Consider the following 24,274-nt stretch of genomic DNA (forward strand, 5'->3'; position numbering starts at 1 on the left):
GCGGCGGTAGGTGCGGACCTCCGCTAGGCGTTGCCGGACTCCAGTACCTCGAGGGCATACTTCAGGTCCTGCGGGTACTCGCTGGTCACGGTGACCCGCTCCCCGGTCCGGGGGTGGTCGAAGGACAGCTGCCGGGCATGCAGCCACTGCCGGGTCAGGCCCAGGGTGGCCGCGAGCCGGGGGTCAGCCCCATAAGTCAGGTCCCCGGCGCAGGGGTGGCGCAGCGCCGCGAAGTGCACCCGGATCTGGTGCGTGCGGCCGGTTTCCAGGTGCACCTCCACGAGCGAGGCCTTGCCGAAGGCTTCCAGCACCTCGTAGTGGGTGATCGAGTCGCGCCCGTCCTCGATCACGGCGAAGCGCCAGTCGTGGCCGGGGTGGCGGCCGATGGGCGCGTCGATGGTGCCGGCCAGCGGGTCCGGCAGGCCCTGGACGACGGCGTGGTAGACCTTGTCCACGGTGCGCTCCTTGAAGGCCCGCTTGAGCACCGTATAGGCGTTCTCGGTCTTGGCGACCACCATGACCCCGGAGGTGCCGACGTCGAGCCGGTGCACGATCCCGGCGCGTTCCGGCGAGCCGGAGGTGGAGATCCGATAACCGGCGCCGGCAAGGCCGCCGACGACCGTCGGCCCGACCCAGCCGGGCGACGGGTGCGCTGCCACACCAACGGGTTTATCGACGACGACGAACTCGTCGTCGTCCAGCAGGATTTTTAGGCCTTCCACAACTTCCTCCACAACTTCCAGCGGGTCCCGGCGCTCCGGCACGACGACGTCGAGCTCGCCGCCGGCGCTGAGCTTGAGGGACTTCCCCACGGCTTTGCCATGGCTGCTGACGTTGCCCTCCGCGATCAGCGTGGCCGCCTGCGACCGGGAGATCTCCATCAGCTTCGCCAGCCCGGCGTCCACCCGGACGCCGGCCAGCTCCGCCGGGACGGTGAAGTGCCGGCGTTCCGGCGCATTGGCCGGGCCGGGCTCAGACATTGTGTTCCCGTCCGTTTTCTTCCAGCACAGCCGGCCGGCCGGCGCTGCTGTCCCGGCGCGGGTTCAGCCGTGAGCCGTCAAGCGCCACGCCGCGCAGCGTCAGCAGGCAGATGATGACGACCGAGGACACCACGGCGGAATCGGCGATGTTGAAGATCGCGAAGTTGGGCAGCTGGATGAAGTCCACCACATGGCCCATCGCGAACGAAGGTTCGCGGAACAGCCGGTCGGTGAGGTTGCCCAGCGCGCCGCCCAGCAGCAGCCCCAGCGCCAGCGCCCACCAGGCGGAGCCGAGCTTGCGCAGCTGCAGCAGGATCGCGATGGACACCGCCGCCATGATGATCGTGAAGACCCACGTGACGTTCTCACCGATCGAGAACGCGGCACCGGAGTTGCGGATGTAGTACCAATGCAGCAGAGGCGGCAGCACCGGGATCCGTTCCCCCTCGGTCATGGTCGACGTGACCCAGAGTTTGGTCAGCTGGTCGAACACGTAGGCGAATACCGCGAATCCGGCGAAAAGGGTGAGCAGCAGGGCGCGCCGCGGTTTGCGCGCCGGCGCCGCTGCGGCGTCCGCGGACGGCGAGGGCTGGACGGCGTCCGCGGGCTGGGCGGCGTCTGGGGTTGGTGCTTCAGTCATAGTGCTTTCGTTCCGGTGCCGGGGGTGGCTGGGGGCTTGCTGCTTGCGCGTGCAGGCACCCGAAGGAGGCCGCGAAGGCGGCGGTTAATGCCAAAAGCCGGTGGCCGAGGAGTCCTCAGCCACCGGCTTTCAGAATACTTGTAAAACGTCCTAGTTGGCTTCGACCTCGGGGGCCGCAACCGAACCACGGGCGTCCAGATCACGCAGCTGGCCTTCGATGTAGGCCTTCAGACGGGACCGGTAGTCGCGCTCGAAGCCGCGGAGCTGCTCGACCTTGCGCTCCAGCACGGAGCGCTGCTGCTCGAGGGCACCCAGGATCTTGCGGGACTTTTCCTGCGCGTCGTTGACGAGGCTGCTGGCTTCGATCTGCGCTTCGGCGATGATCTTGTCACGCTGCTGTTCGCCGTCGGCGACGTGCTTGTCGTGCATCTGCTGCGCCATGGCCAGCAGGCCGGCAGCGGACTCGGCGGACGCGGTGGCGGCGACGGGGGCCGGGGCTGCTGCCGGAGCGGGAGCCTTCTCGGCTTCCTTCTTCTTGGCGGCGGCGGCTTCGGCGGCCTTTGCCTCGGCTTCTGCCTTGGCGCGGTCTTCCTTCTCGGCCTTGACGGCTGCCGGCACCTTCTCCACGACGGGAGCGCCAGCAGCGGAGCTGGCGGCCGTGCCGGAACCGGCTTCGGCGAGCTTCTTGCGCAGCTCGTCGTTCTCCTGGTTCAGGCGTCGCAGTTCAACGACGATCTCGTCCAGGAAGTCATCAACTTCGTCCTGGTCGTAGCCTTCGCGGAACTTGGTCGGCTGAAAGCGCTTGTTGACAACGTCTTCTGGCGTCAAAGCCATCTGGTCACCTCGTTGGTCTAGTTAGTCAGTAGGCCTTCCGGCCGTCAAAACTACGGTACCTAAATATGGTCTGGTTCCTCTAATTCAACACCGCAGTGTCAAACCGGAGTTTTTATCTTTTGTGGCAAGCGGACCGGGTCCGTTGCCGGATTACGTGGCGATCGGCTGCGCGTAGGTGAAGTACCTGGCGAAGCCCATGGCCACGGAGACGGCCAGGAAGAGCACCAGGAACGCCAGGTCCAGCGAGATTCCGCCGAGCCGCAGCGGCGGGAGGATCCGGCCAAGCAGTTTGAGGGGCTTGTCTGTGATTGAGTACACAGTGTGGGCGGTGACGAGCGCCACGCCGCGCGGACGCCAACTGCGGGCGAACATCTGCACCCAGTCGAAGATCAGGCGGATGATCAGGGCGACAAAAAAGAGCAGCAGTGCGATATAGACAAGTCCGAAAACAATTCCCATGAGTTAACTCATATCTCCATGATCATTCCGGATACCGCAGTGTCCTGACAGTGGTTGCGCATCCATTCCAACACGTCTATTCCAACACGGAAACCTCAGCACGGATGCCAGGCAGGTACCCCTGCCTGGCATCCGAACGGGAATCCTGGGCTAGCTCTGGTTGAAGAAGGCGGCCTGCGTCTCGCTGACCTTCTTGTCGTCACCGATCACTTCGACGTACGACGGCGAGAGCAGGAACACCTTGTTGGTCACCCGCTCGATGCTGCCGCGCAGGCCGAACACCAGACCTGCGGAGAAATCGACGAGGCGCTTCGCGTCCGCCTCCCCCATGTCGGTGACGTTCATGATGACGGGGATGCCGTCACGGAAGCTTTCACCGATGAGCTTGGCGTCGTTGTAGGACCGCGGGTGGATCGTGGTGATCTGCCGGAGGCCGGTGGTCTCTTCGCGGCTGGCGGCCGCTCGCTTGATGGGTGTCACGGGTGCGCGGTATTCCTCTTCAGCGGCGTAGGGCTCTTCCCTGGGGGCTTCGCGGACGGGTGCCGGCGCGCGGCGCTCTTCGCGGTCGTGCTCCATGGAATCGTCCTCATCCTTGTGCGGTGTGTGATGCTCGGACTCGTAGTGTTCGTCGCCATCAGCGAGCCCAAGATAGATCATTGTCTTGCGCAGACCGCCAGCCATGGTCGACTCCTAATCGTGTCCGTATGGGGGCCGCTTAGTGACTCGACAGTTCTGGAGTCACTTCATTGGAATCCCCGCCATTACCTTCCAATACGTTGAACCTACCGCAAGGCCGGGCGCGGACCGAGAATATCGGAGCCTATTCGAAGGTGTGTCGCCCCGAACCGGATGGCCGCTTCGAGGTCCTGGCTCATTCCGGCGGAGATGGCCGTGGCCTGCGGATGGTCAGAGCGCAGCCGAGCGGAGATTTCCGCCAGCTTTTCGAACGCCCCCTCGGGCGCCGCACCCAGCGGCGCCACGGCCATCACGCCGGCCAGCCGGAGTCCGGCCGCCGCGGAGAGCTGTTCGCCCAGGGCCGGGACGTCCGAGGGCAATGCGCCGCCGCGGTGGCCGTCGGCGTCCTCGTCCAGGCTGACCTGGATGAAGCACTCGAGGTCCCCGCGGCCGGTTCGATCCTGCTCCGCGCGTACCGCCTTGGCCAGGGCGTCGACGAGTTGCGGCCGGTCCACGGAATGCACGGCGTGGGCGTACTTCACGACGGATTTGGCTTTGTTGCTTTGCAGCTGGCCGATGAAGTGCCAGCGCAGTTGCAGTTCCTGCAGCCGGGCCGCCTTGTCCGCTGCTTCCTGGTCGCGGTTTTCGCCGACGTCGGTGACGCCGAGGGCGGCGAGCCGCGCGACATCCTCGGCCGGGTGGAATTTGGTCACCACGATCAGCTGCGGCGCGGCGTCCCGTCCGGCGTCGGCCGCCGCGGCGTTGATCCGTTGCCGCACGGCGTCGAGCCGTTCGCGGAGCTGATCGAGGCGCGGATCTCCTGCCGCTGCCGCCGGCACGGTCATTTGGCTACTCCGGCAGCTTCGTCGCCGGTCCAGACCAGGCCCGCAAACCGGCCCGTGCGGCTGTTGCGCCGGTAGGAGTACAGGCCCTCGTCCTCGCGGGTGCAGCCACCTGAGTATTCGACGGCGACCCCCTCGGCTTCGAGCTGGCTGCGGACCCCGGCCGGCAGGTCCAGCCCCGGGGTGCCCTGGGCGGTCGTGCACCAGGCCGCCGGGACGACTGCCGCGACGTCCGCGCGCATGGCTTCCGGAACCTCATAGCAGTTCCCGCAGATGGAAGGGCCGATCCAGGCACCGATGTCCGCGGCTCCCAGAGCACGCATCCGCGCCACCGCGGCCGGCACCACACCGGCGGCCAGGCCCGGCCTTCCGGCATGTACGACGCCGAGCACCGGCTCCGCGGGGCCGCCCTCTCCCACCAGCACGATCGGCACGCAGTCGGCCACCATGACCGCCAGCGGCTCCCCGGTGGAGACCATGGCGTCGGCGGTTGGCGCATCGGCGGTGGCCGCATCGGCGTGCGCTGGGCCGGAGGCCAGGGCAGTGCCGGCGCTGGAGATGAGGGCCACCTCGCTGCCGTGGACCTGGTTCATGAACCGGAAGCGGCGTGAGCCGAGCCCGGCGGCCTGCTCGAGCATTTCCCGGCGCCGGCGCACCGCGGCCGGGTTGTCCCCGACATGGAGCGCCAGGTTGCCCGCCGCAACGTTGGTGAAGGCCGCCCAGACACCGGGCCGCACCTCAGCTCGCCAGGAGAACACTCAGCACACCGCCACTTCAGGAACCGGAAACATTGAAAAACCCATACCAAACACCGTAACCCCGCCAAAGCACCATGGCACCGCCGGAGGCAGTGCCATGGTGCTGATTGCTGCTTCTTGGACCGATGCCTACTTCAGGAAGTCAGGCACATCCAGGTCGTCCGAGTGGCGGCCGGAGAGATCCGGTTCGACGACGGAGGGCAGGTCCACATCAAAGCCCGAGTCGGCCGGCACGGCCGAGGGGCGCTGCTGGCCCCAGTTGCTGAGCCCGGACGCACCGACGCCGGCGTGCAGCGGCTGGACCGGCGCGGAAGCGGGCGCCTGGGCCGGAGCCGGGGCGGGAGCGGCAGGGCGGGCCGGAGCGGGCTGGGACTGGTCCATCGACGGCGAGGTGGCCTTGACGTCGTCGAACCCGGCCGCGATGACGGTCACGCGGGCTTCGTCGCCGAGGGCGTCGTCGATCACGGCGCCGAAGATGATGTTGGCCTCCGGGTGGGCCACTTCCTGCACCAGGCGGGCTGCCTCGTTGATTTCGAACAGGCCCAGGTCCGATCCGCCCTGGATGGAGAGCAGGACGCCGTGGGCGCCGTCGATGGAGGCCTCCAGCAGCGGCGAGGCGATGGCCAGCTCGGCAGCCTTGACGGCGCGGTCTTCGCCGCGGGCCGAACCGATGCCCATGAGCGCGGAACCGGCACCCTGCATCACGGACTTGACGTCCGCGAAGTCAAGGTTGATCAGGCCCGGGGTGGTGATCAGGTCGGTGATGCCCTGGACACCGGAGAGCAGGACCTGGTCGGCGGAGCGGAAAGCGTCCAGCACAGAGACGTTGCGGTCGCTGATGGAGAGCAGCCGGTCGTTCGGAATGACGATCAGGGTGTCGACCTCGTCGCGCAGGGCGTCGATGCCGGCTTCGGCCGAGCCGGCGCGGCGTCGGCCCTCGAAGGTGAACGGGCGGGTGACGACGCCGATGGTCAGCGCGCCGAGGGAGCGTGCGATGCGGGCCACGACGGGTGCGCCGCCGGTGCCGGTGCCGCCGCCTTCGCCGGCGGTCACGAAGACCATGTCGGCGCCACGGATGACCTCTTCGATCTCGTCGGCATGGTCCTCTGCTGCCTGCCTGCCGACCTCAGGATTCGCACCGGCTCCCAGGCCGCGGGTCAGTTCGCGTCCGACGTCGAGCTTGACGTCTGCATCGGACATCAACAGCGCCTGCGCGTCCGTGTTGATGGCGATGAATTCGACGCCGCGAAGACCGACCTCGATCATGCGGTTGACTGCGTTCACGCCACCGCCGCCGATGCCGACGACCTTGATGACGGCCAAGTAATTCTGCGGAGCTGCCACGTTACGTGTCCCTTGTTCGTGTTCTATTGCGAAAACTGATGGAGTCGAGCTTGAGGCTTTGAACCTTAACCTTCCAGTTGAAGGTTATAGTTATGTCAAGTAACTCATGTCTGTGACGCTATTTCCTATCCAGAGGACATTCAATAACCGGCTCCGCGTGTCGCGGTAATACCGGTGAAATGCCGTCCGTTTCTGCTTTTTTGCTGCCTGGTGGCTGCGCCGGGTCCCGGCGGATGCACCATTTCCACTATCGCCCGCGCACGGCGCGATATAAGTGATGGAGAGCTATCGGGTGACCGGGTGCCGGGGCACGCTGACGTCGTAGATTGCCACTGGGTTTTTGGGATCCGCGGGCGCCTTCAGTAGGGCCGTGAGCACCCTGGCTTTCAGCTCCTTCTCCCCCGCGTTGCCCCAGACGATCGTCTGGCCGTCCACGAGTTTGAGTTCCACGGCGTCCACCGACTTGGCCGAGGCATCGGAGAGCCGGGCCAGGACGTCCGGCGGGAGCGCCCCGAGAACCCCGGTGATGGCGTGGAACAGGTCCTTGGGCAGCGCGCCTCGGCCGCCTTCGATGACCGGAAGCTTTATCGAAGCCGGGTCCTTGGCCTTTCCGAGCTGCACGCCGTCGACGTCGACCAGCTGGTACACCTCGGCCTGCTTGACCAGAGCCACCGGGACGCGCTCGGTGATTCGGACCTGAAGCGTGGACGGCGGCCGGGCCTGGGTGGTGACGGCTTTGACCTGGACCAGCGGCTGCAACAGCCCGCTCACTTCCTCATCGCTGATCTGTGTCAGGGGCTTGCCCTGAAGCGGCGCCAGGGCGGCCTTGACCTGTTGAGTGCTGAGGATCCGGTTGCCCTCCACGGTGACGGTGTGAACGGCAAGCCACGGCGAGTACACGGCCGCTGCCACGATCCCTGCGATGAGCACCGCAATTGCGGCCACCGTCGTGAGGATGATCCGGCGCCGCCGTTTGGCCTTCGGTTCGGGGAAGGCGAGCACATTGCCGCGCTGAGGCTCCGGCGTGCCGGCCCCGGCCGGGTCTCCGGCTGGGGTCGTGCCGGCGGAAGAGGTGCCTGCGTGGTCCGCCTTGGACGCCGAAATGACGTCCTCCTGCCCTGCCGCCGGCCGGTCGGAGGCAGACCCGCGCGGGCCGGTGGGGTACGGGGGCCGGCGCGTGCTAGCCACCGGGCGCCTCGACCGTCAGCGCCTCGACGATGAGCGGGCCGTAGGCAGTGACGTCGCCCGCGCCGGCCGTGAGGACGATGTCCCCCGGAGCCGCGGCCTCGAGCACAGCCTTGACAGCCTCGTCGCCGGGGCCCACCAGCCGTCCGCCCCGGCCGAGGTGGTCCGCGATCAGCTGGCTGGTAACGCCGGGAATGGGATCTTCCCGGGCCGGGTAGATCTCCAGCACCAGCGCGGTGTCAGCGGCGTTGAGGGCCTCCGCGAACTCGTGCGCGAACTCCCGGGTCCGGGAGAACAGGTGGGGCTGGAAGAGGACGTGGACCCGGTGTTCGCCGGCCACCGAGCGAGCCGCGGCGAGGGCCGCCCGGACCTCGGTGGGATGGTGGGCGTAGTCGTCGTAGACGCGCACGCCGCGGCCCGCGCCCTTGAATTCGAAGCGGCGTGAGGCGCCGGAGAAGTTGGCCAGCGCGCCGGCGGCGGTTTCCGGGGCGATACCGAGTTCGAGCGCCACCGCGAAGGCCGCGGCGGCGTTGAGCGCGTTGTGCCGGCCGGGCACTTGGAGTTCGACGGCAAAGCGGCCTGCGGGCGTCGAGATCCAGACGTCGCCCGGTCCGCCGTCGTGCAGCCTCACGTCGGCGTCCGCCGCGGTGCCGTAGAGGAGCACGCGGGTGTTGCCCCGGTCCCGGGTGCGCAGCGCGAGGGCGCGGGCGCCGTCGTCGTCGGCACAGGCCACCAGCAGGCCGTCAGCGGGCAGCAGCTCGGTGAAGCGGTCGAAGGAGGCATAGACGGCCTCCGCCGTGCCGTAGTAATCCAGGTGGTCCGGCTCGACGTTGGTCACGACCGCGATCTGCGGGCGGTAGTTCAGGAACGAACCGTCCGATTCATCTGCTTCCGCGACGAAGACCGGGGAGGTTCCGGTGGCCGCGTTGACCCCCAGGGCGGGGACGTTGGCGCCGATGGCGAAGGACGGGTCCAGCCCGGCGCCCTGCAGGAGCACCGTGATCATCGACGTCGTGGTGGACTTGCCGTGCGTGCCGGCGACCGTGACGGCCGTGTCCTGCGCCATCGTCGCGGCCAGGGCCTCGGAGCGGTGCAGCACCGGTAGCCCGGCGGCGCGGGCGGCGGCCAGCTCGGGGTTGTCCGGGCGGATGGCCGAACCGGCGACGACGGTCTGCGCGTCGCCCAGGTTTGCCGGGTCATAGCCGACGGCGATCCGCGCGCCGGCCGCGGCGAGTTCGGCCATCACCGGCAGGTCTTTGGCGTCGGAGCCGCTCACCGGCACGCCGCGGGCCACCATGATGCGCGCGACGGCGGACATCCCCACGCCGCCGATGCCGATGAAGTGCACGCGACCCAGGGAGTCCTGGGTGCGGACCGCCGGCGGGGTGCCGTTCTGGGCCTGGGTCATTGCTTTACCGCTTCCTGCCTGCTGTTCAAAGTGCTCGGTCGTTCAAAGTGCTCGGTCGTTCAAAGCTGCTGTTCCGGTCGGTTCTGTCCTGGTCACGGAGTTGCGGCGGTGCTGGCCGGGGACTGCGCGGCTTCGAGGACCAGGGCGGCCATCCGCCGGTCTGCGTCCCGGATGCCGAGCTGTTCCGCGGCGGCGGCCATCCGGTCCAGCCGGGCGGGCTCACGCAGCAGCGGGATGATGTGGCCGGCGACCCAGTCGGCGTCGAAGGCGCTGTCTTCGACCAGGAGCGCGGCGTCCGCGTCGACCAGGCCGGCGGCGTTCAGGGCCTGCTCGCCGTTCCCGATCGGAAGCGGGACGAAAACGGCCGGGACGCCGACGGCGGCGACCTCGCAGACGGTTGCGGCGCCGGAGCGCGCCAGCAGCAAGTCGGCGGCGGCGTAGGCCAGTTCCATGCCGTCGACGTACTCCACCTGGCGGTAGCCGGGCGCGGCCAGCAGCTTGCCCTGGGCATCATGGACGGTCTTGCCCCGCCCGGTGATGTGCAGGGTCTGGATGCCGGCCTCGGCCAGGGCCGTGACAGAGGCGGCGACGGCGCGGTTGATGCTCTGCGCGCCGGAGGAGCCGCCGGTGACGATCAGGGTGGGCTTGTCCTGTTCCAGGCCGAGGGCCGTGCGTGCGGCCTCGCGGGCCGCCGTCCGGTCCAGGCCCGAGATTTCGCGCCGCATCGGCATGCCGACGTGCCGCGCCCCGCGCAGCCGGGTCGCGGCGAAAGCTACGGCCACATGCCGGCTGAGCCGGGCACCGACGCGGTTGGCGAGCCCGGGCCGGGTGTTGGCCTCGTGCACCACAATCGGAATCTTGCGGCGCCACGCGGCAAGGTACAGCGGCGTGCAGACGTAGCCGCCGACGCCAACGAGGACGTCTGCCCTGGCTTCGTCGAGGATGGCGCCGGCCTGCCGCACGGCGCCGGCGAGCTTGCCGGGGAGCCGCAGCAGTTCGATCGAAGGTTTGCGTGGAAACGGAACCCGGCTCACCGTGGCGAGCTCCAGCCCCGCGGCCGGGACCAGGCGGGCTTCCATGCCGCCGGGGGTGCCGACGGCGAGGAGTTGCGCCTCGGGCCGGACCTCTAGGATGGCGTTGGCGATGGCCAGCAGCGGGCTGATATGCCCGGCAGTGCCGCCGCCGGCGAGGACGACGGACAGGGACGACTTGGTGTTCATGGTGGGCTAGGTACGCTTCCGTGCGGGATTCTTGGGGGCGGGGGTCCTGGTGCCGGGCTTCCGGCCGGGCGAGCTGGCTGTAATCGGTCCGGCGGCCGGCCTGGCAGCCGGGGCCTTGGCAGACGCCGCCGCGGCCGGACGCCTGGCAGCGCTCCTGGCCCCCGCCCGCTTGCGGAGTACTTTGGCGAAGCCCGCAGGCCCGAACTTGAGCATCCCCTTCGGCTGCATGTTCGGCTCCATCTGGGCCCGGGCCAACGACAACACTACGCCGATGGCACATAGCGACATCAGCAGGGCCGAGCCGCCGTAGGAGATAAACGGCAGCGGTACGCCAATAACGGGGAGCAAGCCGGTGACCACTGCCATGTTGACGGTGGCCTGGCCCAGCAGCCACACCATAATCGCGCCGGCGAGGACGCGGTGGAACAAATCCTGCTGGGCCACCACGACGCGGTAGATGGCCGTGCCCAGGACCGCGAACAGGACCAGGACCACGACGGTGCCGATCAGGCCAAGCTCTTCGCCGATGATGGCGAAAATGAAGTCGTTGTGGGCCTCCGGGATCCAGCTGTACTTCTGCCGGCTCTGGCCCAGTCCGACGCCGAACCAGCCGCCGGAGGCCAGGGCGTAGAGGCCGTTGGTGGACTGGTAGTTTACGTCCGAGCCGTCCGCGCAGGTCTGTCCTGTCCAGGACAGGATGCGGCAAACCCGGTTGGGGCTGGTGATGGCGAGCACCACCGTGCCCACGGCCAGGACCACACCGGCGATGCCGAAGAGGTACAGCCGCACCCCGGCGAAGTACAGGGCGGCGGCCGTGATCATCATGACGATCATGGCCGTGCCGAGGTCGTTGCCCAGCAGGATCAGGCCGATCACCGCGGCCGCCCCCGGGAGCACCACGGGAATCAGGGCGTGCTTGGCCTGGTGGAGGAGCTTGGCCTTGGCGTGCAGCACCGTGGCCATCCAGAGCGCCAGCGCCAGTTTGGCCGCCTCGGAAGGCTGGAAGGTGATACCGCCGACTTCGATCCAGTTCTGGTTGCCCAGCGCGCTGCGGCCCACCAGGAGCACCAGGACCAGCAGGACGAGCGCCCCGAGGATGGCGAACCAGGCGATGCGTTTGAGCCACACCACGTTCACACGGGACAGGACGAACATGACGAAGACGCCGATGGCCGCGAAAAGCCCCTGCTTCAGGGCTGCGGAGTAGGGCGACTCCCCTGCCGCGATCGCCTCCACGCTCGACGCGGAGAGCACCATCATGATGCCGATCGCGGTCAGCGCGAGGGTGGAGCCGAGGATGAGGTAGTACGTGGAACCGTTCCGGGACTTGCCGGTGCCTTCCAGTGCCGACCAGAAGCCGCGGTACCAGCCCCGGACCCGGGCTGCGGGTGTTGGAACCGGTCCGGCGGCCGCGGCTCTTGTGCTCGCCGTCCGAACGGGTGTCCTGGCTGTATTGCTGCTTGGTTTACTGCCTGGGGCGGCCGTCCGCGCCGCGGCGGGACGGGTGGGCGTGCTGACCATTGCTACTCCTCGGTGGTCTGAGCCTGCCCTTCCACGAGCTCGCGGACAGCTTCGATGAAGGCGTCGCCACGGTGAGCATAGGAAGAGAACTGATCCATGGATGCAGCTGCCGGGGCCAGAAGCACAGTGTCCCCCGAGGTGGCCAGCTGTGCCGCCGACGCGACGGCCCGTGCCATCACGGTCTCGCCGTAAATTGGCGAGGGGCCTGCGTCGGCGTGGGCCGTTTCGGCAGTCTGCACGTTTTCAGTGTCACCCTTGGCCTGGCCGATCACGGGGACATCCGGCGCGTGTCGCTGGAGCGAGGCCAGCAGGCCTGACGAGTCCGTGCCGATCAGCACCACAGCCTTGAGCCGGGCGGCGTTGTCCCGGACCAGTGAGTCGTAATTCACACCCTTGGACAGGCCGCCGGCGATCCACACCACGTTCTGGAAAGCGGACAGTGAGGCGGCCGCGGCGTGCGGGTTCGTGGCCTTGGAGTCGTTGATCCAAAGCACGCCTTCGTGGCGGGCGACCGGCTGGATGCGGTGGTCCCCCGGCAGGTAGTTCTGCAGCCCCTGGCGAACGGCGGACGGCTCCACCCCGTAGGCGCGCACGAGGGCGGCCGCGGCGAGGGCGTTGGCAACCATGTGCCGGGGCGCCACGGGTCCGAGGTCGGACATTGCCGCCAGTTCGGCGGCGCTGTCCTTGCGCTCGGGAATGAAGGCGCGGTCCACGAGCAGGCCTTCGACGACGCCGACCATGCTGATCGCTGGGGTGACGGTTGTGAAGCCCACCGCGCGGCAACCCTCGACGACGTCGGCGTCTTCCACCATGCGCTCGGTTTCAATCTGCTCGGCGTTGTAGATGCACGCCTTCTGTGTGCGCTCGTAGACCTTGGCCTTGTCCGCCAGGTAGGAGTCGTAAGAGCCGTGCCAGTCCACGTGGTCTTCGGCGACGTTCAGGCACACGCTGGCGACCGGCGACACGGAGTGGCTCCAGTGCAGCTGGAAGCTCGAGAGTTCGACGGCGAAGACGTCGTAGTCCACCGGGTCGCGGAGGGCGTCCAGGATCGGCGTGCCGACGTTGCCGACCGCGATCGCCTTGAGTCCGGCGGCCTGCAGCATCGATTCGGTCAGGCCGACGGTCGTGGTCTTGCCGTTGGTGCCGGTAATGGTGAGCCAGTCGGCCGTCTTGCGGCCCTCGCGTTCCCGGACCCGCCAGGCGAGTTCGACGTCGCCCCAGATCGGGATGTGTGCCCGTGCGGCGGCGGCCAGCAGGGACTGGTCGGGCCGCCAGCCGGGCGAGGTAACGATCAGTTCGGGCTTCTCGCCGTCGACCCTGGGCACCGACGCGACGGCGTCGTCGCCGAGCAGTACGTCCGCGGCACCGACGATCCGGAGGGTGTCCGCCTGGGCGCGGGCCTTCGCGCTGTCCGCGGCGTCCACCACGACCACCCGGGCGCCGAGTTCGATCAGGGTGTCGGCGGCGGCGAAACCGGAGATGCCGATGCCGGTGACGACCACGCGGAGGCCGGCCCAGTCCGAGTCCCAGCTGGTCAGCGTGTCCAGCCGCGGGGACGTGGCCAGCGGCTCGGGAATGTTCCCGCTCACAGCAGCACCACCCATTCGGCGTAGAAGATGCCCAGGCCCGCGGCGACGAAGAGCCCGCAGAGGATCCAGAACCGGACCACGACGGTCACTTCCGCCCAGCCCTTGAGTTCGAAGTGGTGCTGCAGCGGGGCCATCTTGAAGAACCGTTTGCCCTTGGTGATCTTGAAGTAGCCGACCTGGATGATGACCGAGAGGGTGATCAGGACGAAGAGGCCGCCGATGAAGGCGAGCAGCAGTTCGGTCCGGGACAGGATGGCGAAGCCGGCGACGGCGCCGCCAATGGCCAGCGACCCGGTGTCGCCCATGAAGATCTTCGCCGGCGAGGTGTTCCACCACAGGAACCCGACCAGCGCGGCGCTGAGGATGGCGGCAAGCAAGGCGAGGTCGAGCGGGTCACGCACGGTGTAGCAGCCGGCGCCGGCCTGCCGGGGCGAGCCGCAGGCCTGGTTGCTCTGCCAGATCCCGATGATCGTGTAGGCCCCGAAGACCATCACGGAGGCGCCCGCGGCCAGGCCGTCCAGGCCATCCGTGAGGTTTACCCCGTTGGTCGCTGCGGTGACAATCAGGTTGGACCACAGCACAAACAGGATGGCGCCCAGCACGGTGCCGCCGAACGCGAGGTTCAGCCACGGGACGTCCCGCACCAGCGAGATCTGGTACGACGCCGGTGTGACGTTGTTCTCGTCCGGGAAGTTGAGGGCCAGGACCGCGAAGATGATGCCGACCGCGGCCTGCAGGATCAGCTTGGCCTTGGCATTGAGGCCCAGGCTGCGCTGCGCGGAAATCTTGATGAAGTCGTCCAGGAACCCGACCAGGCCCATGCCGACCATGAGGAAGAGCAGGAGCAGGGCCGAGGCGGACGGCCCCGGCGAACGGGGGTTCATCATCCACATGACCAGGTGCGTGATGCCGTAGCTGACCAGTACCGCGACCACCACCACCGTCCCGCCCATGGTCGGCGTGCCGCGCTTGGTGTGGTGGGAGGTGGGTCCGTCGTCCCGGATGAATTGTCCGTAGCTCTTGCGGACCAGGAAGCGGATGAAGAGCGGGGTCCCCAGGAAGGAGAGCAGCAGGGCCAGACCGGAGCCCATCAGCAGTGCGATCACAGCAGCGCACTCCCTTCAGTGGCGGTTCCGGCGGCGGATTCAGCAGCGTTTCCGGCCGAGCTTCCGGCCGGCGCGTCCGGCGCATGTGGGGGTAATGCTATCCGATCCCCCAGATGGCGCAGCCCGATGCTGTTGGAAGACTTGAAGAGGACGAGGTCACCGGGCTCCAGTTCGGAGCGCAGGATTTCGTAGGCCTCGTCCGCGGTTTCGGCAAACAGGCATTCGTCCCCCCAGGAGCCCTCGTTGACGGCCGAGACGTAGAGCGCTCGGGCCTCGCGTCCGATTACCAGCAGCCGGGAGATGTTGAGCCGGACCACCTGGGTGCCGACGGCGGTGTGCTCCCGGATGGAGTCCTCGCCGAGTTCCAGCATCGCGCCGAGCACGGCCCAGGTCCGGCGGCCACGGCCCAGGTCCGCCAGCGTCCGCAGGGCGGCGCGCATCGATTCGGGGTTGGCGTTGTAGGCGTCGTTGATGATGGTCACGCCGTCGGGCCGTTCGGTGCGTTCCATCCGCCAGCGGCTGGCAGCCGCCTGGGCGCTCAGCGAGGCGGCGATCTGCGCGCCGGGGATTCCGGCGGCGTGGGCCGCCCCGGCCGCGGCGAGCAGGTTGCCCACGTGGTGGGCCCCGATCAGCTTGGCCGAGACGTGGTGCCGCGCGCTCTCGCCCGGAAGCAGGAGGTCGAATTCAGGGCTTCCCCCGGCGTTCAACTCGACGTTTTCGGCCTGGATGGCGGCCTGCTGGCCGCCCCGGGCGGGCTGGGCGGAGAAACCGAGGACCGTCGCGGAGGTCCGCGCGGACATCGCAGCCACCCTCGCGTCGTCCAGGTTCAGCACGGCCGTGCCGTCGGCGGGGAGGGCCTCGACCAGTTCGCCCTTGGCCAGGGTGATGTTTTCGACGCCGCCGAATTCACCGGCGTGGGCCGTGCCGACGGCCAGCACCACACCGATCTCCGGGCGGACCATGTCCGCGAGGTAGCGAATGTGCCCGACGCCGGTGGCGCCCATCTCGATCACGAGGTAGCGGGTCTCATAGCCGGCCTTGAAGACGGTCAGCGGAACGCCGACCTCGCCGTTGTAGGAACCCTGGGGCGCCACCATTTCGCCGTGTTCGGCGAGGATCCCGGCCAGCAGGTCCTTGGTGGTGGTCTTTCCCGCGGACCCGGTGATCCCGATCACGGTGAGTTCCTCGCCGCGGGCTGCGCGGCGGGCACGGATCCTGCGCACCGCTTCAGCAGCGAGGGCGCCCATGGCAAGGACCGAGTCCGCAACGACGACTGCGGGGAAATTCTGCCCGTCAGCGGCGGGGACGTCCCGCTCCACTAGGGCCAGGACGGCACCGCGTTCGAAGGCGGCGGCCACGAAATCGTGCCCGTCGGCGGCCTCCCCCGGCTTGGCCACATAGAGGGAACCCGCCGTGGCCTCGCGGGAGTCGGTCACCACAGAGCCGGGCGTGAGGCCCGGTTCGGCGGCCAGCCGGCCGTTGGTTATTTCGGCGATTTCCGCCGCTGTAAATGCAATCATCTCGGTTTAGGACTCTATCCGCTGGTCATCGAGAACGGTGAATCCTCGTACTGTCAAGGCGGTCCGCAGCTCCACCCGGTCATCGAGCGCCAGGTTGACGCCCTTGACTTCCTGCCAGACCTCGTGGCCGCGCCCGGCAACCAGGATGGTGTCCTCCGGGCCGGCGAGTTCCACCGCCTTGCGGATGGCGGCGTCGCGGGGGAAGACCTCCAGGACCGTGCAGCCGAGGCCCTCCGCGGTTTTGGCCTCGATGGCTCCGGCCATCACGTCGGCGCGGATGGCTGCCGCGTCCTCATCGTGCGGGTCGTCGTCGCTGACGATCACGATGTCCGCAAGCCGGGCCGCAATCGCTCCCATCGCGGGCCGCTTGCCCTGGTCGCGCTGGCCGGTGGCGCCGAAGACGACGATCACCTTGGACCCCGGCGTCTGGGAGCGCACTGCCTCGAGCGCCCGGGCGAGGGCATCCGGGTTGTGGGCGAAGTCGACCACGGCGGCCGGAGCCGTCGCAACGAGCTGCATACGGCCGGGGACGGCCACGGTGAAGGGGTCCGCGCTGTCCAGGGCGGCTTGCACCTCGGCCGCGGAGATACCGGTGGCGAGCACCATGGCCGTGGCCAGGGCGGCGTTGGCGACATTGAAGCTGCCGGGCAGCCCGGTGTGCAGGCGCAGTTCGGTACCGTCCCGGTGGCGCAGGCCGAACTCGGTGCCGAGGCCGCGCGGCTGGGGGTCCACAACCCTCCAGTCCGCTCCCGGAGCAACCGCTTCTGCTGCGTCGGAGCCCGTGGCGAGCGTGGTGACGGGGATGCCGGCGTCGGCGGCCAGCTTTCGGCCCCACTCATCGTCAACGGTCACGACGGCGGCACGGGCGCGCTCTGCCGTGAAGAGCCGGGCCTTTGTCTGGAAGTACTCCTCCATGGTCCCGTGCAGGTCCAGATGGTCCTGGGTGAGGTTGGTGAAGCCGGCGACGTCGAACACCACGCCGTCGACCCGGTGGAAGGAGATGGCGTGCGAGGAGACCTCCATGGACGCGGCGTCCAGGCCGCGTTCGCGCATGAGGGCCAGCAGGGCGTGCACGTCCGTCGACTCGGGGGTCGTCAGGAGGCTGGGGATCGCTTCGCCGCCGGCCAGGATCTCGATGGTCCCGATCAACCCGGTCTTTTTGCCCAGCGCCTGGAGCAGGGAGTTGATGAAGTAGGTGGTGGTCGTCTTGCCGTTGGTTCCGGTGACGCCGAACAGGGCCGGCGCCGCGGAGTGCTCCGGCCGGCTCTGGTAGATCAGCGCGGAGAGGCGCCCGACCAGGCTGCGCGGCTCATCGGCCAGCAGTACCGGCACGGAGATGTCGTTGGAGAGCGCCAGGAGGCGGGCGCCGGCGTCGTCGGTCAGTACCGCGACGGCGCCGGCGTCGACCGCCTGGGACACAAAGTCCGCGCCGTGCCGGGTGGCACCGGGCAGGGCGACGTACAGGTCCCCCGGCCGGACGGCCCGGGAGTTCAGCGAGATCCCGGTGACCGGGACGGCGGCGGAGGAGCCGGGAACGACGACGCCGATCCACTCACCGATGGTTTCGAGCGGCACCGCGGCAACCGCCGTCGGCCGGAACGCCGAAGTGGAGTCCTGGCCGGACGGCGCGGCGGCCGCGTCCTGGGCATTGAGCTCTGACAAGGGGATCTCCGTTTGCGGTACTGGGGCAGCGTGCGCCGCGCGCGGAGGATTGCCCCGCACGCAGGCCCTGCTGCGTGGAACTGGTTGTTGCTGCTGACTCGTGAAGCTGGGTGCTACTTGGCGTACTGCGGCAGCCTGACCGGTTTACCGGTGGACGGCTCAACGTTGTACGTGCGCAGCGTCTGGCTCATGACCGAACGGAACACGGGTCCGTTCGTGATGCCGTAGATGCTGCCCTTGGGCCGTTGCAGGACCACTTCAACAATAAACCGCGGATCGTCCATCGGCGCCATCCCCACCATCGAGGCCGTGTAGCCGCAGAAACCCGACTTGCCGTCGTCGCACGGCGACTCGGAGGTGCCGGTCTTGGCGCCCACGCGGTAACCGTCAATCGCGGCGTCCTTGATCTCGCCTTCGGTGACGGCGCTTTCCAGGATGTCGCGGACCTGCTTGGCGGTGTTCTTGGAGACAACTTGGCGGGTGGGCTTGGCCGGGACTTTCTCTTCGGTGCCGTCCGGGTTGATGTAGCTGTCGATCAGGCGCGGCTGGACCATGACGCCGTCATTGGCGATGCTCTGGTAGGCGCGGACCGTCTGCAGCGTCGACTGGGCCACGCCCTGGCCGAAGAGCACGGTGTATTGCTGGCGGCCGTCCCATTGGTCGGCCGGCGTGAGGATGCCTTTGGACTCGGCGGGCAGGCCGATGTCCGGTGCCTCGCCGATGCCGAACTTTTGCAGCCAGTCGTGCCGTTTTTCCTTGCTGAGCCGCCGGCCCACCATGACCGTCCCGGTATTCATGGAATAGCCTACGATGCCCGCCAGGGTCCTCTTCTCGGTGCCGTGTTCGAAGGCGTCGGTGAACGTCTGGCCGTCCACCGTGTAGCTCGGCGGGATGATGAATTTATCCAGCGGCCGGGCGGTGCCCTCCTCGATGGCGGACGCGGCGGTGATCATCTTCTCCACCGAGCCCGGCTCGTAGGCGGCGGTCACCGCACGGACTCCGCGGTCCTTGGCGGCGACCTTGCCTGGATCATTGGGGTCCGGCGCGTCGGTGTCGGCCATCGCGATAATGTTGCCGTTCTTGGCGTCTGAGACGACGATGATGCCCCACTCCGCGCTGAGTTTGTCCTTCTGGCTTTGGATGGCCTGCTGGGCAAAGTACTGCAGGTCCGAGTTCAGCGTGAGCTTGATGTCCTTGCCGTTGACGGCCGGCGTGAACTGGTCCACGCCCACCGGGATGCGCAGCCCGTCGGCGCCAATCTCGAACAGCCGCTTGCCCGCGGTGCCCTTGAGCACCTCGTCCTGGGTCTGCTCCAGCCCGGCCTGGCCGGTGGTGCCGTCCTTGAGGAAGCCGACGATTCCGCCAGCCACCGAGCCGTTGGGGTAGACCCGCTTGCTGGTGCCCTCGGTGACGATGCCGGGCACCTGGAGTTTGGAGATGCGGTCCTCGACGTCGGGCCTGATGTCCTTCGCCACGATGTAGTAGCGCGACGTCCCGGTCACCGCCGCCTTGAGGTCGTCTTTCTTCATGCCGAGCACGGTCGCGAGCTCTTCGATGCCCTGGTCACGCGGGATCTTGACGACGGTGTCCTTCCCGTCGACCTTTTCGAGCCGCGGGAAGGATTCGGTGTTGGTGTTGACGGTCTGGTCAACCACGACGTTGTAACGGATCACGCTGCTGGCCAGGACGGTGCCGTTGGCGTCAAGGATGCTGCCGCGCTCCGCGGGCAGCTCAATCGGCTTGAGCCGGTTCTTGAGGGCTGCCTCAGCCATGCCGCCGACGTCGAGGCCCTGCACCAGGAACAGCTTCCCGCCCACTACCAACAGGAGCGTGAGCATGATGCCCAGTCCGAGCCGCAGTCGCCGCGTGGCGCTCGGCGTCTTGCCTGTCCGTGCCTTGCCGGTGTTCTGCGCCACGATGTTTCCTTGCTGCTTGCCTGGGCTGGTGGTCGGTCCCGTCGGCTATTTCCCGGGGACCTTCTGCGCGGGGGCGGGAACGGAGCCGCCGTACAGGTTCACGGACAGGGCGGGCGCCCGGACGGCCGGGGCCTTTGCAGCGGGCACGGCCGGTGCACCGCCTGCAGCTGCCGGAATGCTCGCGGCCGGCTTGCGGCTCAGGAGGGGTTCATTCGCCGTGGCGGCCGGAACCACATTGACCTGGCCGGCAACGGCCGGCGCGGCAATGACGGCACCGGGGGCGTCGCCCTTGACGGCGGGCTTGGCCTGGCCGGTCACCGCGAGGGTGGACAGGTCAATCTGGCCCTTGACCGTGGAGGCCACCATGCCCAGCTCCGTGGCCTTGGCAGCCAGGTTCTGCGGGGCGTCAAAATTCTGCACCTGCTGGGTGAGGTCCTGGTTCTGCTTGGTCAGCGTGGACTGCTTGGCCCGCAGCTCCACCAGCTGGTACTGCGCCGAGGAGACGGAGATGTTCAGGACCAGCACCGCCATCAGCGCAAGGGCCAGAATTCCGAAGCACATCACGACGAACGGTGCCCGGCGCTTGCGCGGAACGGAGCGGACGACGGAGAGCGGAGTGCGGGACTTGCGTGCGGGCGCACCCGGGTGCAGGTCCGGGAGGGCACGGGCCGTGGCAGCTGTGGCAACGGGGAAGCTGTTGACGGCGGCGGTGCTCATGCGACTCTCCTGGCTTTGATGCGTTCCACGGCGCGGAGCCTGGCGGAGGCAGCGCGTGGGTTTTCTGCGATTTCTGCGGCGGTAGGCACCTCGGTGCCTTTCGTCAGGGTCTTGAGTTCGGCTTTGTGTTCCTCAAGCTCCACCGGGAAACCGAGCGGGGCCGAGGACTTGGAACCGGCCTGGAAGACTCCCTTGACGATCTTGTCTTCCAGCGAGTGGTAGGACATGACGACGACGCGGCCGCCGAGGGCGATCGAGGCCACGGCCGCCGGAATTGCACGCTCCAGGACCTCGAGTTCCTCGTTGACCTCGATCCGGAGGGCCTGGAAGGTCCGCTTCGCGGGGTGGCCGCCGGACTTGGCGGCACCGGAGGGCACCACGGCGCGGATGGTCTCGACAAGTTCCCCGGTGGTGGTGAAGGGCTTTTCGGCGCGGGCGGCGACGATCCGGTTGGCGATCCGGCCGGCGAACTTCTCCTCGCCCCACTTCCGGATGATCCGGACGAGGTCTTCTTCACTGTAGTTGTTCACGACGTCGGCGGCGGTCTGGCCGCGGCCGGTGTCCATCCGCATGTCCAGCGGCGCGTCGAAGGAGTAGGCGAAGCCGCGTTCGCGCTCGTCGAGCTGCAGCGAGGAAACGCCGAGGTCCATCAGGATGCCGTGGACTTCGGTGAAGCCAAGGTCTTCCAGGACCTCGGGGATTTCGTCGTACACCGCGTGGACCAGGTCGATCCGGTCCGCGAAAGGCTTGAGGCGTTCGCCGGCCAGGGCGAGAGCCTCCTCGTCACGGTCGATGCCGATCAGGTGCAGGTCCGGAAACCGCTGCAGCATGGCTTCGGAGTGGCCCCCCATGCCGAGCGTCGCATCGACGACGACGGGCGTCTCGCCGCGGCGTCGCGCTTCTTCGAAAGCCGGTGCCAACAAATTGATGCACCGGTCCTTGAGGACCGGTACATGGCGTTCGGACGTAGGCTTCGCCTGGTTGGAGTCTTCGCTCATGCCTGCGTCCTTTCGTTGCGGGAAGTACCTGTCGGGTGGTGTGCTTCTTGGTCCAGATCCCCATCCGCGCCTACCCTGCGGCCCGCCTGGCTCCGGGGAAGTGAGCCAGGTGAACTGCCGGATGGGCGGCTGGAGATCTCGATCAAGAAACGGTTGGTGCTGATGGTGCCGGCGCCTGCGGGGCTTCAGAGAATCCCCGGGATGGCGTCGTCGGTTTCCGAGAAGGCTGTTTCCTTTTCGGCCAGGTACTCGTTCCAGGCCTGGGCGTCCCAGATCTCCGCGCGGGTGCCGGCGCCAATGACGGCCAGTTCCCTGCCGAGACCTGCGTATTCCCGGAGCGCCGGCGGAATCGTCACGCGCCCCTGCTTGTCAGGTACCTCGTCGGAGGCTCCAGAGAGGAAAACGCGGATGTAGTCACGAGCCTGCTTGGAGGAGATTGGAGCCTCCCGCATCTGCTCGTGAACCCGGCCGAATTCCGCCTCGCTGAAGACGTAGATGCAACGTTCCTGGCCCCTTGTGAGAACCAGGCCGGCGGCAAGTTCCTCGCGGAACTTCGCCGGGAGGATGATTCGACCCTTTTCGTCCAGACGTGGCGAATGAGTGCCGAGAAACACGGCCCACCGCCTGTCTGTTGTAGGAAGTCCAACGTCCCCTGTGCTGCCACTACCCTCTTACGTCCTCCACATTACTCCACTTCGCTCCCCCGTCAACGACATCGGGGACATTTTGGAGCAATTTTGGGCGAGTTTTCAAACAAATGTCCGTTGCAAATAAAGGGAAGCGTCAAAAGTGGGGCGCAGTGGAGGGATATGCCCCGGGGAGGCCGGGCAGCCGGAAGGGCACCTACGCAGCAGTCGATGCCCGGCTTAACGGCAAAAGACCCGCCGAAGCGGGTCTTTAGGTGCCTACCGGAGGTCGCGGTGGGGCGGAATGGAGGGGCGGTTGCGGCGACGGAACCGGGAACGTGTCAGGCGTCCCCGCGGCGCCTTTCCTCCCACCGCTCCTCCAGGTTGCTCATGAAGGAACTGCGCGGCTTGCCCGGCTTCCGGCCGGCGGCTCCGGACTTGGATTTGCCGCCCGCGCTGCGCATGGTCGCGAAGTAAACGCCGGCACCCATGACGACGAAGCCAAGGACACCCACGATGATGCTMTGCAACGAGACGCCCAGCAACAGCAACAGGATGCCAGCGAGGGCACCGAGGACCCCGATGACCAGATGACGGGTGGACCAGGAGCGACCCGGATCCGAGCCCATCGAGCTGGCAAACTTGGGATCGTCCTCGTGCAGCTGCTTCTCAAGTTGCTCAAGCAACTTCTGTTCGTGCTCCGAGAGCGGCATCACGACCTCCTTAAGTCGACCAACGTCCAGATTTGACGCGGTCCTTGTCCCTAAAACCCTAACGACCGGGATGGCCGGCTGGTTCCTTGTTTCCCGTCATTGGTGAAATAAGGATCCGCGGTTCCCTGAAAGGTGTTTAGTTGGCATGGCCGGCAACCCCGAAAGTTCGATCCAGTCGTTCGAAAACTATGTATATCTAAGGATAGATTGTTGCGCCCTGTTCTGAAAGACGCTAGGCCCGGCTTCGCGGCGCCTGCCCGCCCCTTGGACGCAGCCCCGCCAGTGCCGACCGGGACGGCCTGCGCCCGTGCACTGCCAGCTCACTCGGCGGCGGGCCCCGGGTCAAGCAACCGGGCCGGGAGAACCGACTTGTTGCCGAACTTGCGGGTGACGCGGTCCAGGGCCTGCTCGGCGGCGCGCCAGTTGTCATCCCGGCGGTCCAGGCTGAGTTGCAGCGGCGCCTGGGCGGCTTCCTCGAGCTGCTCCGCCCGGATGCCCACGAGGCGCACGGTCATGGGCCGCGGGCCAACGGACTCGAGCAACTGCACGGCGACGCCGTAAAGCAACTGGGCGCTGTCAATGGGGGTGCTGACGGTGCGGCTGCGGGTAATTGTGGAGAAGTCCGCGTAACGCAGCTTCAAGGCAACCGTCCTGGCATGCATCCCGGCGCTCCGGAGCCTTTCCGCCGTGCGGTGCGAAAGCCGGAGCAGCTCGCGGTGCAGCAGGGCGTCGTCGGCGGTGTCCACCGCAAAGGTCTCTTCCGCCCCGATGCTCTTTTCCAGTCGGACCGGCGTCACCGGCCGGGGGTCGATCCCCCACGACAGCCGGTACACGTGCTCCCCCGTGGCGCCGAGGATCTTGCGCAGTGACGGCAGCGGCGTTGCGGCGACGTCGGCGACCGTCCGGATCCCCATCCGGGCGAGCACCTCCACAGTCTTGGCACCGACTCCCCAGAGGGCGTTGACCGGCAGGGTGTGCAGGTAGGGCACCGTCTCGTCCGGACCGATCAGCAGCAGGCCGTCGGGCTTACACCGGGTCGAGGCGATCTTGGCGACGAACTTGCTGGCCGCGATCCCCACCGACGCCGTGATGCCCAGCTCGCCCTCGACCCTGCGCCGGATCAGTTCGCCGATGTCCCGGGGCGGACCGAGCCGCCGGATGGCGCCTCCGACGTCGAGGAAGGCCTCGTCGACGCTCAGGGGTTCCACGAGGTCGGTGATCGATCCGAAGATGGCCATGATCTGTCCCGACACCTCGTAGTACAGCTTGTGCCGCGGTTCGATGATGACGGCGGAAGGGCACATCCGCGCCGCCACCGCCATGGGCATCGCTGACTTGACCCCGAACTTGCGGGCCTCATAGGAAGCCGAGAGGACCACCGAGCGGTCCGCCGGATAGCCCACGATCACCGGGCGTCCCTTGAGCTCCGGACGGGTGCGCAGTTCCACCGAGACGAAGAAGGCGTCCATGTCCACGTGCAGGATGCTGCTGCGCCGGAGTTCGCGAAGGCCCGCCTCGCTGTATTGTGTCCCGCTGTGTTTATCGATGTGATTTTCCCTGT

At 67.8% G+C, this 24,274-nt stretch carries 22 protein-coding genes; all 22 read right to left on the reverse strand.

The features are described 5' to 3' along the window. Positions 1–23 precede the first annotated feature (23 nt). Positions 24–980: an RluA family pseudouridine synthase gene (locus AC1DGE_RS10685; RefSeq protein ID WP_476917435.1), complete on the reverse strand. Its 957-nt coding sequence runs from the start codon at positions 978–980 to the stop codon at positions 24–26. Then, on the reverse strand, positions 973–1,620 hold the full coding sequence (gene lspA / locus AC1DGE_RS10690; protein WP_476917436.1) for a signal peptidase II: 648 nt from the start codon (positions 1,618–1,620) through the stop codon (positions 973–975). Before lspA ends, AC1DGE_RS10685 begins: the two co-directional genes overlap by 8 nt. 150 nt (positions 1,621–1,770) lie before the next feature. Beyond that, a complete protein-coding gene (locus tag AC1DGE_RS10695) occupies positions 1,771–2,454 on the reverse strand; it encodes a DivIVA domain-containing protein (protein ID WP_441418874.1) in 684 nt (227 codons plus the stop codon). Positions 2,455–2,604: 150 nt separating this feature from the next. Continuing rightward, a complete protein-coding gene (locus AC1DGE_RS10700; protein WP_441418875.1) occupies positions 2,605–2,913 on the reverse strand; it encodes a YggT family protein in 309 nt (102 codons plus the stop codon). A 150-nt stretch (positions 2,914–3,063) separates the two neighbouring features. Next, on the reverse strand, positions 3,064–3,594 hold the full coding sequence (locus AC1DGE_RS10705) for a cell division protein SepF (protein ID WP_175321607.1): 531 nt from the start codon (positions 3,592–3,594) through the stop codon (positions 3,064–3,066). Positions 3,595–3,695: 101 nt separating this feature from the next. After that, entirely contained in the window at positions 3,696–4,433 is a 738-nt protein-coding gene (locus AC1DGE_RS10710; protein WP_476892747.1) for a YggS family pyridoxal phosphate-dependent enzyme, read from the reverse strand. Next, the gene (locus AC1DGE_RS10715) at positions 4,430–5,188 is read right to left on the reverse strand and encodes a purine nucleoside phosphorylase YfiH/LACC1 family protein (protein WP_476917437.1); all 759 of its coding nucleotides are present in this window, start codon (positions 5,186–5,188) and stop codon (positions 4,430–4,432) included. Before AC1DGE_RS10715 ends, AC1DGE_RS10710 begins: the two co-directional genes overlap by 4 nt. Before the next feature lie 129 nt (positions 5,189–5,317). Next, positions 5,318–6,532, reverse strand: a complete 1,215-nt coding sequence (gene ftsZ / locus AC1DGE_RS10720; RefSeq protein ID WP_175321604.1) for a cell division protein FtsZ — start codon at positions 6,530–6,532, stop codon at positions 5,318–5,320. A 285-nt stretch (positions 6,533–6,817) separates the two neighbouring features. Next, positions 6,818–7,720: a cell division protein FtsQ/DivIB gene (locus AC1DGE_RS10725; RefSeq protein WP_476917438.1), complete on the reverse strand. Its 903-nt coding sequence runs from the start codon at positions 7,718–7,720 to the stop codon at positions 6,818–6,820. Continuing rightward, on the reverse strand, positions 7,713–9,125 hold the full coding sequence (gene murC / locus AC1DGE_RS10730; protein WP_476917439.1) for a UDP-N-acetylmuramate--L-alanine ligase: 1,413 nt from the start codon (positions 9,123–9,125) through the stop codon (positions 7,713–7,715). Before murC ends, AC1DGE_RS10725 begins: the two co-directional genes overlap by 8 nt. Before the next feature lie 92 nt (positions 9,126–9,217). Then, complete coding sequence (gene murG / locus AC1DGE_RS10735) at positions 9,218–10,345, reverse strand: undecaprenyldiphospho-muramoylpentapeptide beta-N-acetylglucosaminyltransferase (protein ID WP_476917440.1); 1,128 nt, start codon at positions 10,343–10,345, stop codon at positions 9,218–9,220. A gap of 6 nt (positions 10,346–10,351) precedes the next feature. Continuing rightward, complete coding sequence (gene ftsW, locus AC1DGE_RS10740) at positions 10,352–11,866, reverse strand: putative lipid II flippase FtsW (RefSeq protein ID WP_441418881.1); 1,515 nt, start codon at positions 11,864–11,866, stop codon at positions 10,352–10,354. Between the two features lie 2 nt (positions 11,867–11,868). After that, positions 11,869–13,470, reverse strand: coding sequence for a UDP-N-acetylmuramoyl-L-alanine--D-glutamate ligase (gene murD, locus AC1DGE_RS10745; protein WP_441418882.1), 1,602 nt, complete (start codon positions 13,468–13,470; stop codon positions 11,869–11,871). Further along, a complete protein-coding gene (gene mraY, locus AC1DGE_RS10750) occupies positions 13,452–14,561 on the reverse strand; it encodes a phospho-N-acetylmuramoyl-pentapeptide-transferase (RefSeq protein WP_476917441.1) in 1,110 nt (369 codons plus the stop codon). The genes murD and mraY overlap by 19 nt, the downstream gene beginning before the upstream one ends. Next, entirely contained in the window at positions 14,558–16,081 is a 1,524-nt protein-coding gene (locus tag AC1DGE_RS10755; protein WP_441418883.1) for a UDP-N-acetylmuramoyl-tripeptide--D-alanyl-D-alanine ligase, read from the reverse strand. Before AC1DGE_RS10755 ends, mraY begins: the two co-directional genes overlap by 4 nt. Before the next feature lie 6 nt (positions 16,082–16,087). Further along, positions 16,088–17,743, reverse strand: a complete 1,656-nt coding sequence (locus tag AC1DGE_RS10760; protein ID WP_476917442.1) for a UDP-N-acetylmuramoyl-L-alanyl-D-glutamate--2,6-diaminopimelate ligase — start codon at positions 17,741–17,743, stop codon at positions 16,088–16,090. Between the two features lie 113 nt (positions 17,744–17,856). Further along, positions 17,857–19,659 (reverse strand): peptidoglycan D,D-transpeptidase FtsI family protein, encoded by a 1,803-nt coding sequence (locus AC1DGE_RS10765; RefSeq protein ID WP_476892755.1) that lies wholly within the window; start codon positions 19,657–19,659, stop codon positions 17,857–17,859. Between the two features lie 45 nt (positions 19,660–19,704). Further along, positions 19,705–20,376 carry a cell division protein FtsL gene (ftsL, locus tag AC1DGE_RS10770; protein WP_441418886.1) on the reverse strand — a complete coding sequence of 224 codons (672 nt, stop codon included), beginning with the start codon at positions 20,374–20,376 and terminating at the stop codon, positions 19,705–19,707. Beyond that, positions 20,373–21,374: a 16S rRNA (cytosine(1402)-N(4))-methyltransferase RsmH gene (gene rsmH, locus AC1DGE_RS10775; RefSeq protein WP_476917443.1), complete on the reverse strand. Its 1,002-nt coding sequence runs from the start codon at positions 21,372–21,374 to the stop codon at positions 20,373–20,375. The genes ftsL and rsmH overlap by 4 nt, the downstream gene beginning before the upstream one ends. 185 nt (positions 21,375–21,559) lie before the next feature. Beyond that, the gene (gene mraZ, locus AC1DGE_RS10780) at positions 21,560–21,988 is read right to left on the reverse strand and encodes a division/cell wall cluster transcriptional repressor MraZ (RefSeq protein WP_056740915.1); all 429 of its coding nucleotides are present in this window, start codon (positions 21,986–21,988) and stop codon (positions 21,560–21,562) included. A gap of 353 nt (positions 21,989–22,341) precedes the next feature. Further along, positions 22,342–22,713 (reverse strand): DUF3040 domain-containing protein, encoded by a 372-nt coding sequence (locus tag AC1DGE_RS10785; RefSeq protein ID WP_476917444.1) that lies wholly within the window; start codon positions 22,711–22,713, stop codon positions 22,342–22,344. A 320-nt stretch (positions 22,714–23,033) separates the two neighbouring features. Further along, entirely contained in the window at positions 23,034–24,260 is a 1,227-nt protein-coding gene (gene dinB / locus AC1DGE_RS10790; protein ID WP_476917454.1) for a DNA polymerase IV, read from the reverse strand. Between the last annotated feature and the right edge of the window lie 14 nt (positions 24,261–24,274).

This window comes from Arthrobacter sp. 05N425 (assembly GCF_056397125.1).

What these genes read in the sequence shown, in the direction of transcription:
- AC1DGE_RS10705 (WP_175321607.1), bottom strand. Translation starts at nt 3,594, where the DNA reads ATGGCTGGCGGTCTGCGCAAGACAATGATCTATCTTGGGCTCGCTGAT.
- AC1DGE_RS10700 (WP_441418875.1), bottom strand. Translation starts at nt 2,913, where the DNA reads ATGGGAATTGTTTTCGGACTTGTCTATATCGCACTGCTGCTCTTTTTT.
- AC1DGE_RS10755 (WP_441418883.1), bottom strand. Translation starts at nt 16,081, where the DNA reads ATGATTGCATTTACAGCGGCGGAAATCGCCGAAATAACCAACGGCCGG.
- ftsW (WP_441418881.1), bottom strand. Translation starts at nt 11,866, where the DNA reads ATGGTCAGCACGCCCACCCGTCCCGCCGCGGCGCGGACGGCCGCCCCA.
- AC1DGE_RS10710 (WP_476892747.1), bottom strand. Translation starts at nt 4,433, where the DNA reads ATGACCGTGCCGGCGGCAGCGGCAGGAGATCCGCGCCTCGATCAGCTC.
- lspA (WP_476917436.1), bottom strand. Translation starts at nt 1,620, where the DNA reads ATGACTGAAGCACCAACCCCAGACGCCGCCCAGCCCGCGGACGCCGTC.
- murG (WP_476917440.1), bottom strand. Translation starts at nt 10,345, where the DNA reads ATGAACACCAAGTCGTCCCTGTCCGTCGTCCTCGCCGGCGGCGGCACT.
- ftsL (WP_441418886.1), bottom strand. Translation starts at nt 20,376, where the DNA reads ATGAGCACCGCCGCCGTCAACAGCTTCCCCGTTGCCACAGCTGCCACG.
- murD (WP_441418882.1), bottom strand. Translation starts at nt 13,470, where the DNA reads ATGGGTGGTGCTGCTGTGAGCGGGAACATTCCCGAGCCGCTGGCCACG.
- AC1DGE_RS10695 (WP_441418874.1), bottom strand. Translation starts at nt 2,454, where the DNA reads ATGGCTTTGACGCCAGAAGACGTTGTCAACAAGCGCTTTCAGCCGACC.
- AC1DGE_RS10685 (WP_476917435.1), bottom strand. Translation starts at nt 980, where the DNA reads ATGTCTGAGCCCGGCCCGGCCAATGCGCCGGAACGCCGGCACTTCACC.
- rsmH (WP_476917443.1), bottom strand. Translation starts at nt 21,374, where the DNA reads ATGAGCGAAGACTCCAACCAGGCGAAGCCTACGTCCGAACGCCATGTA.
- murC (WP_476917439.1), bottom strand. Translation starts at nt 9,125, where the DNA reads ATGACCCAGGCCCAGAACGGCACCCCGCCGGCGGTCCGCACCCAGGAC.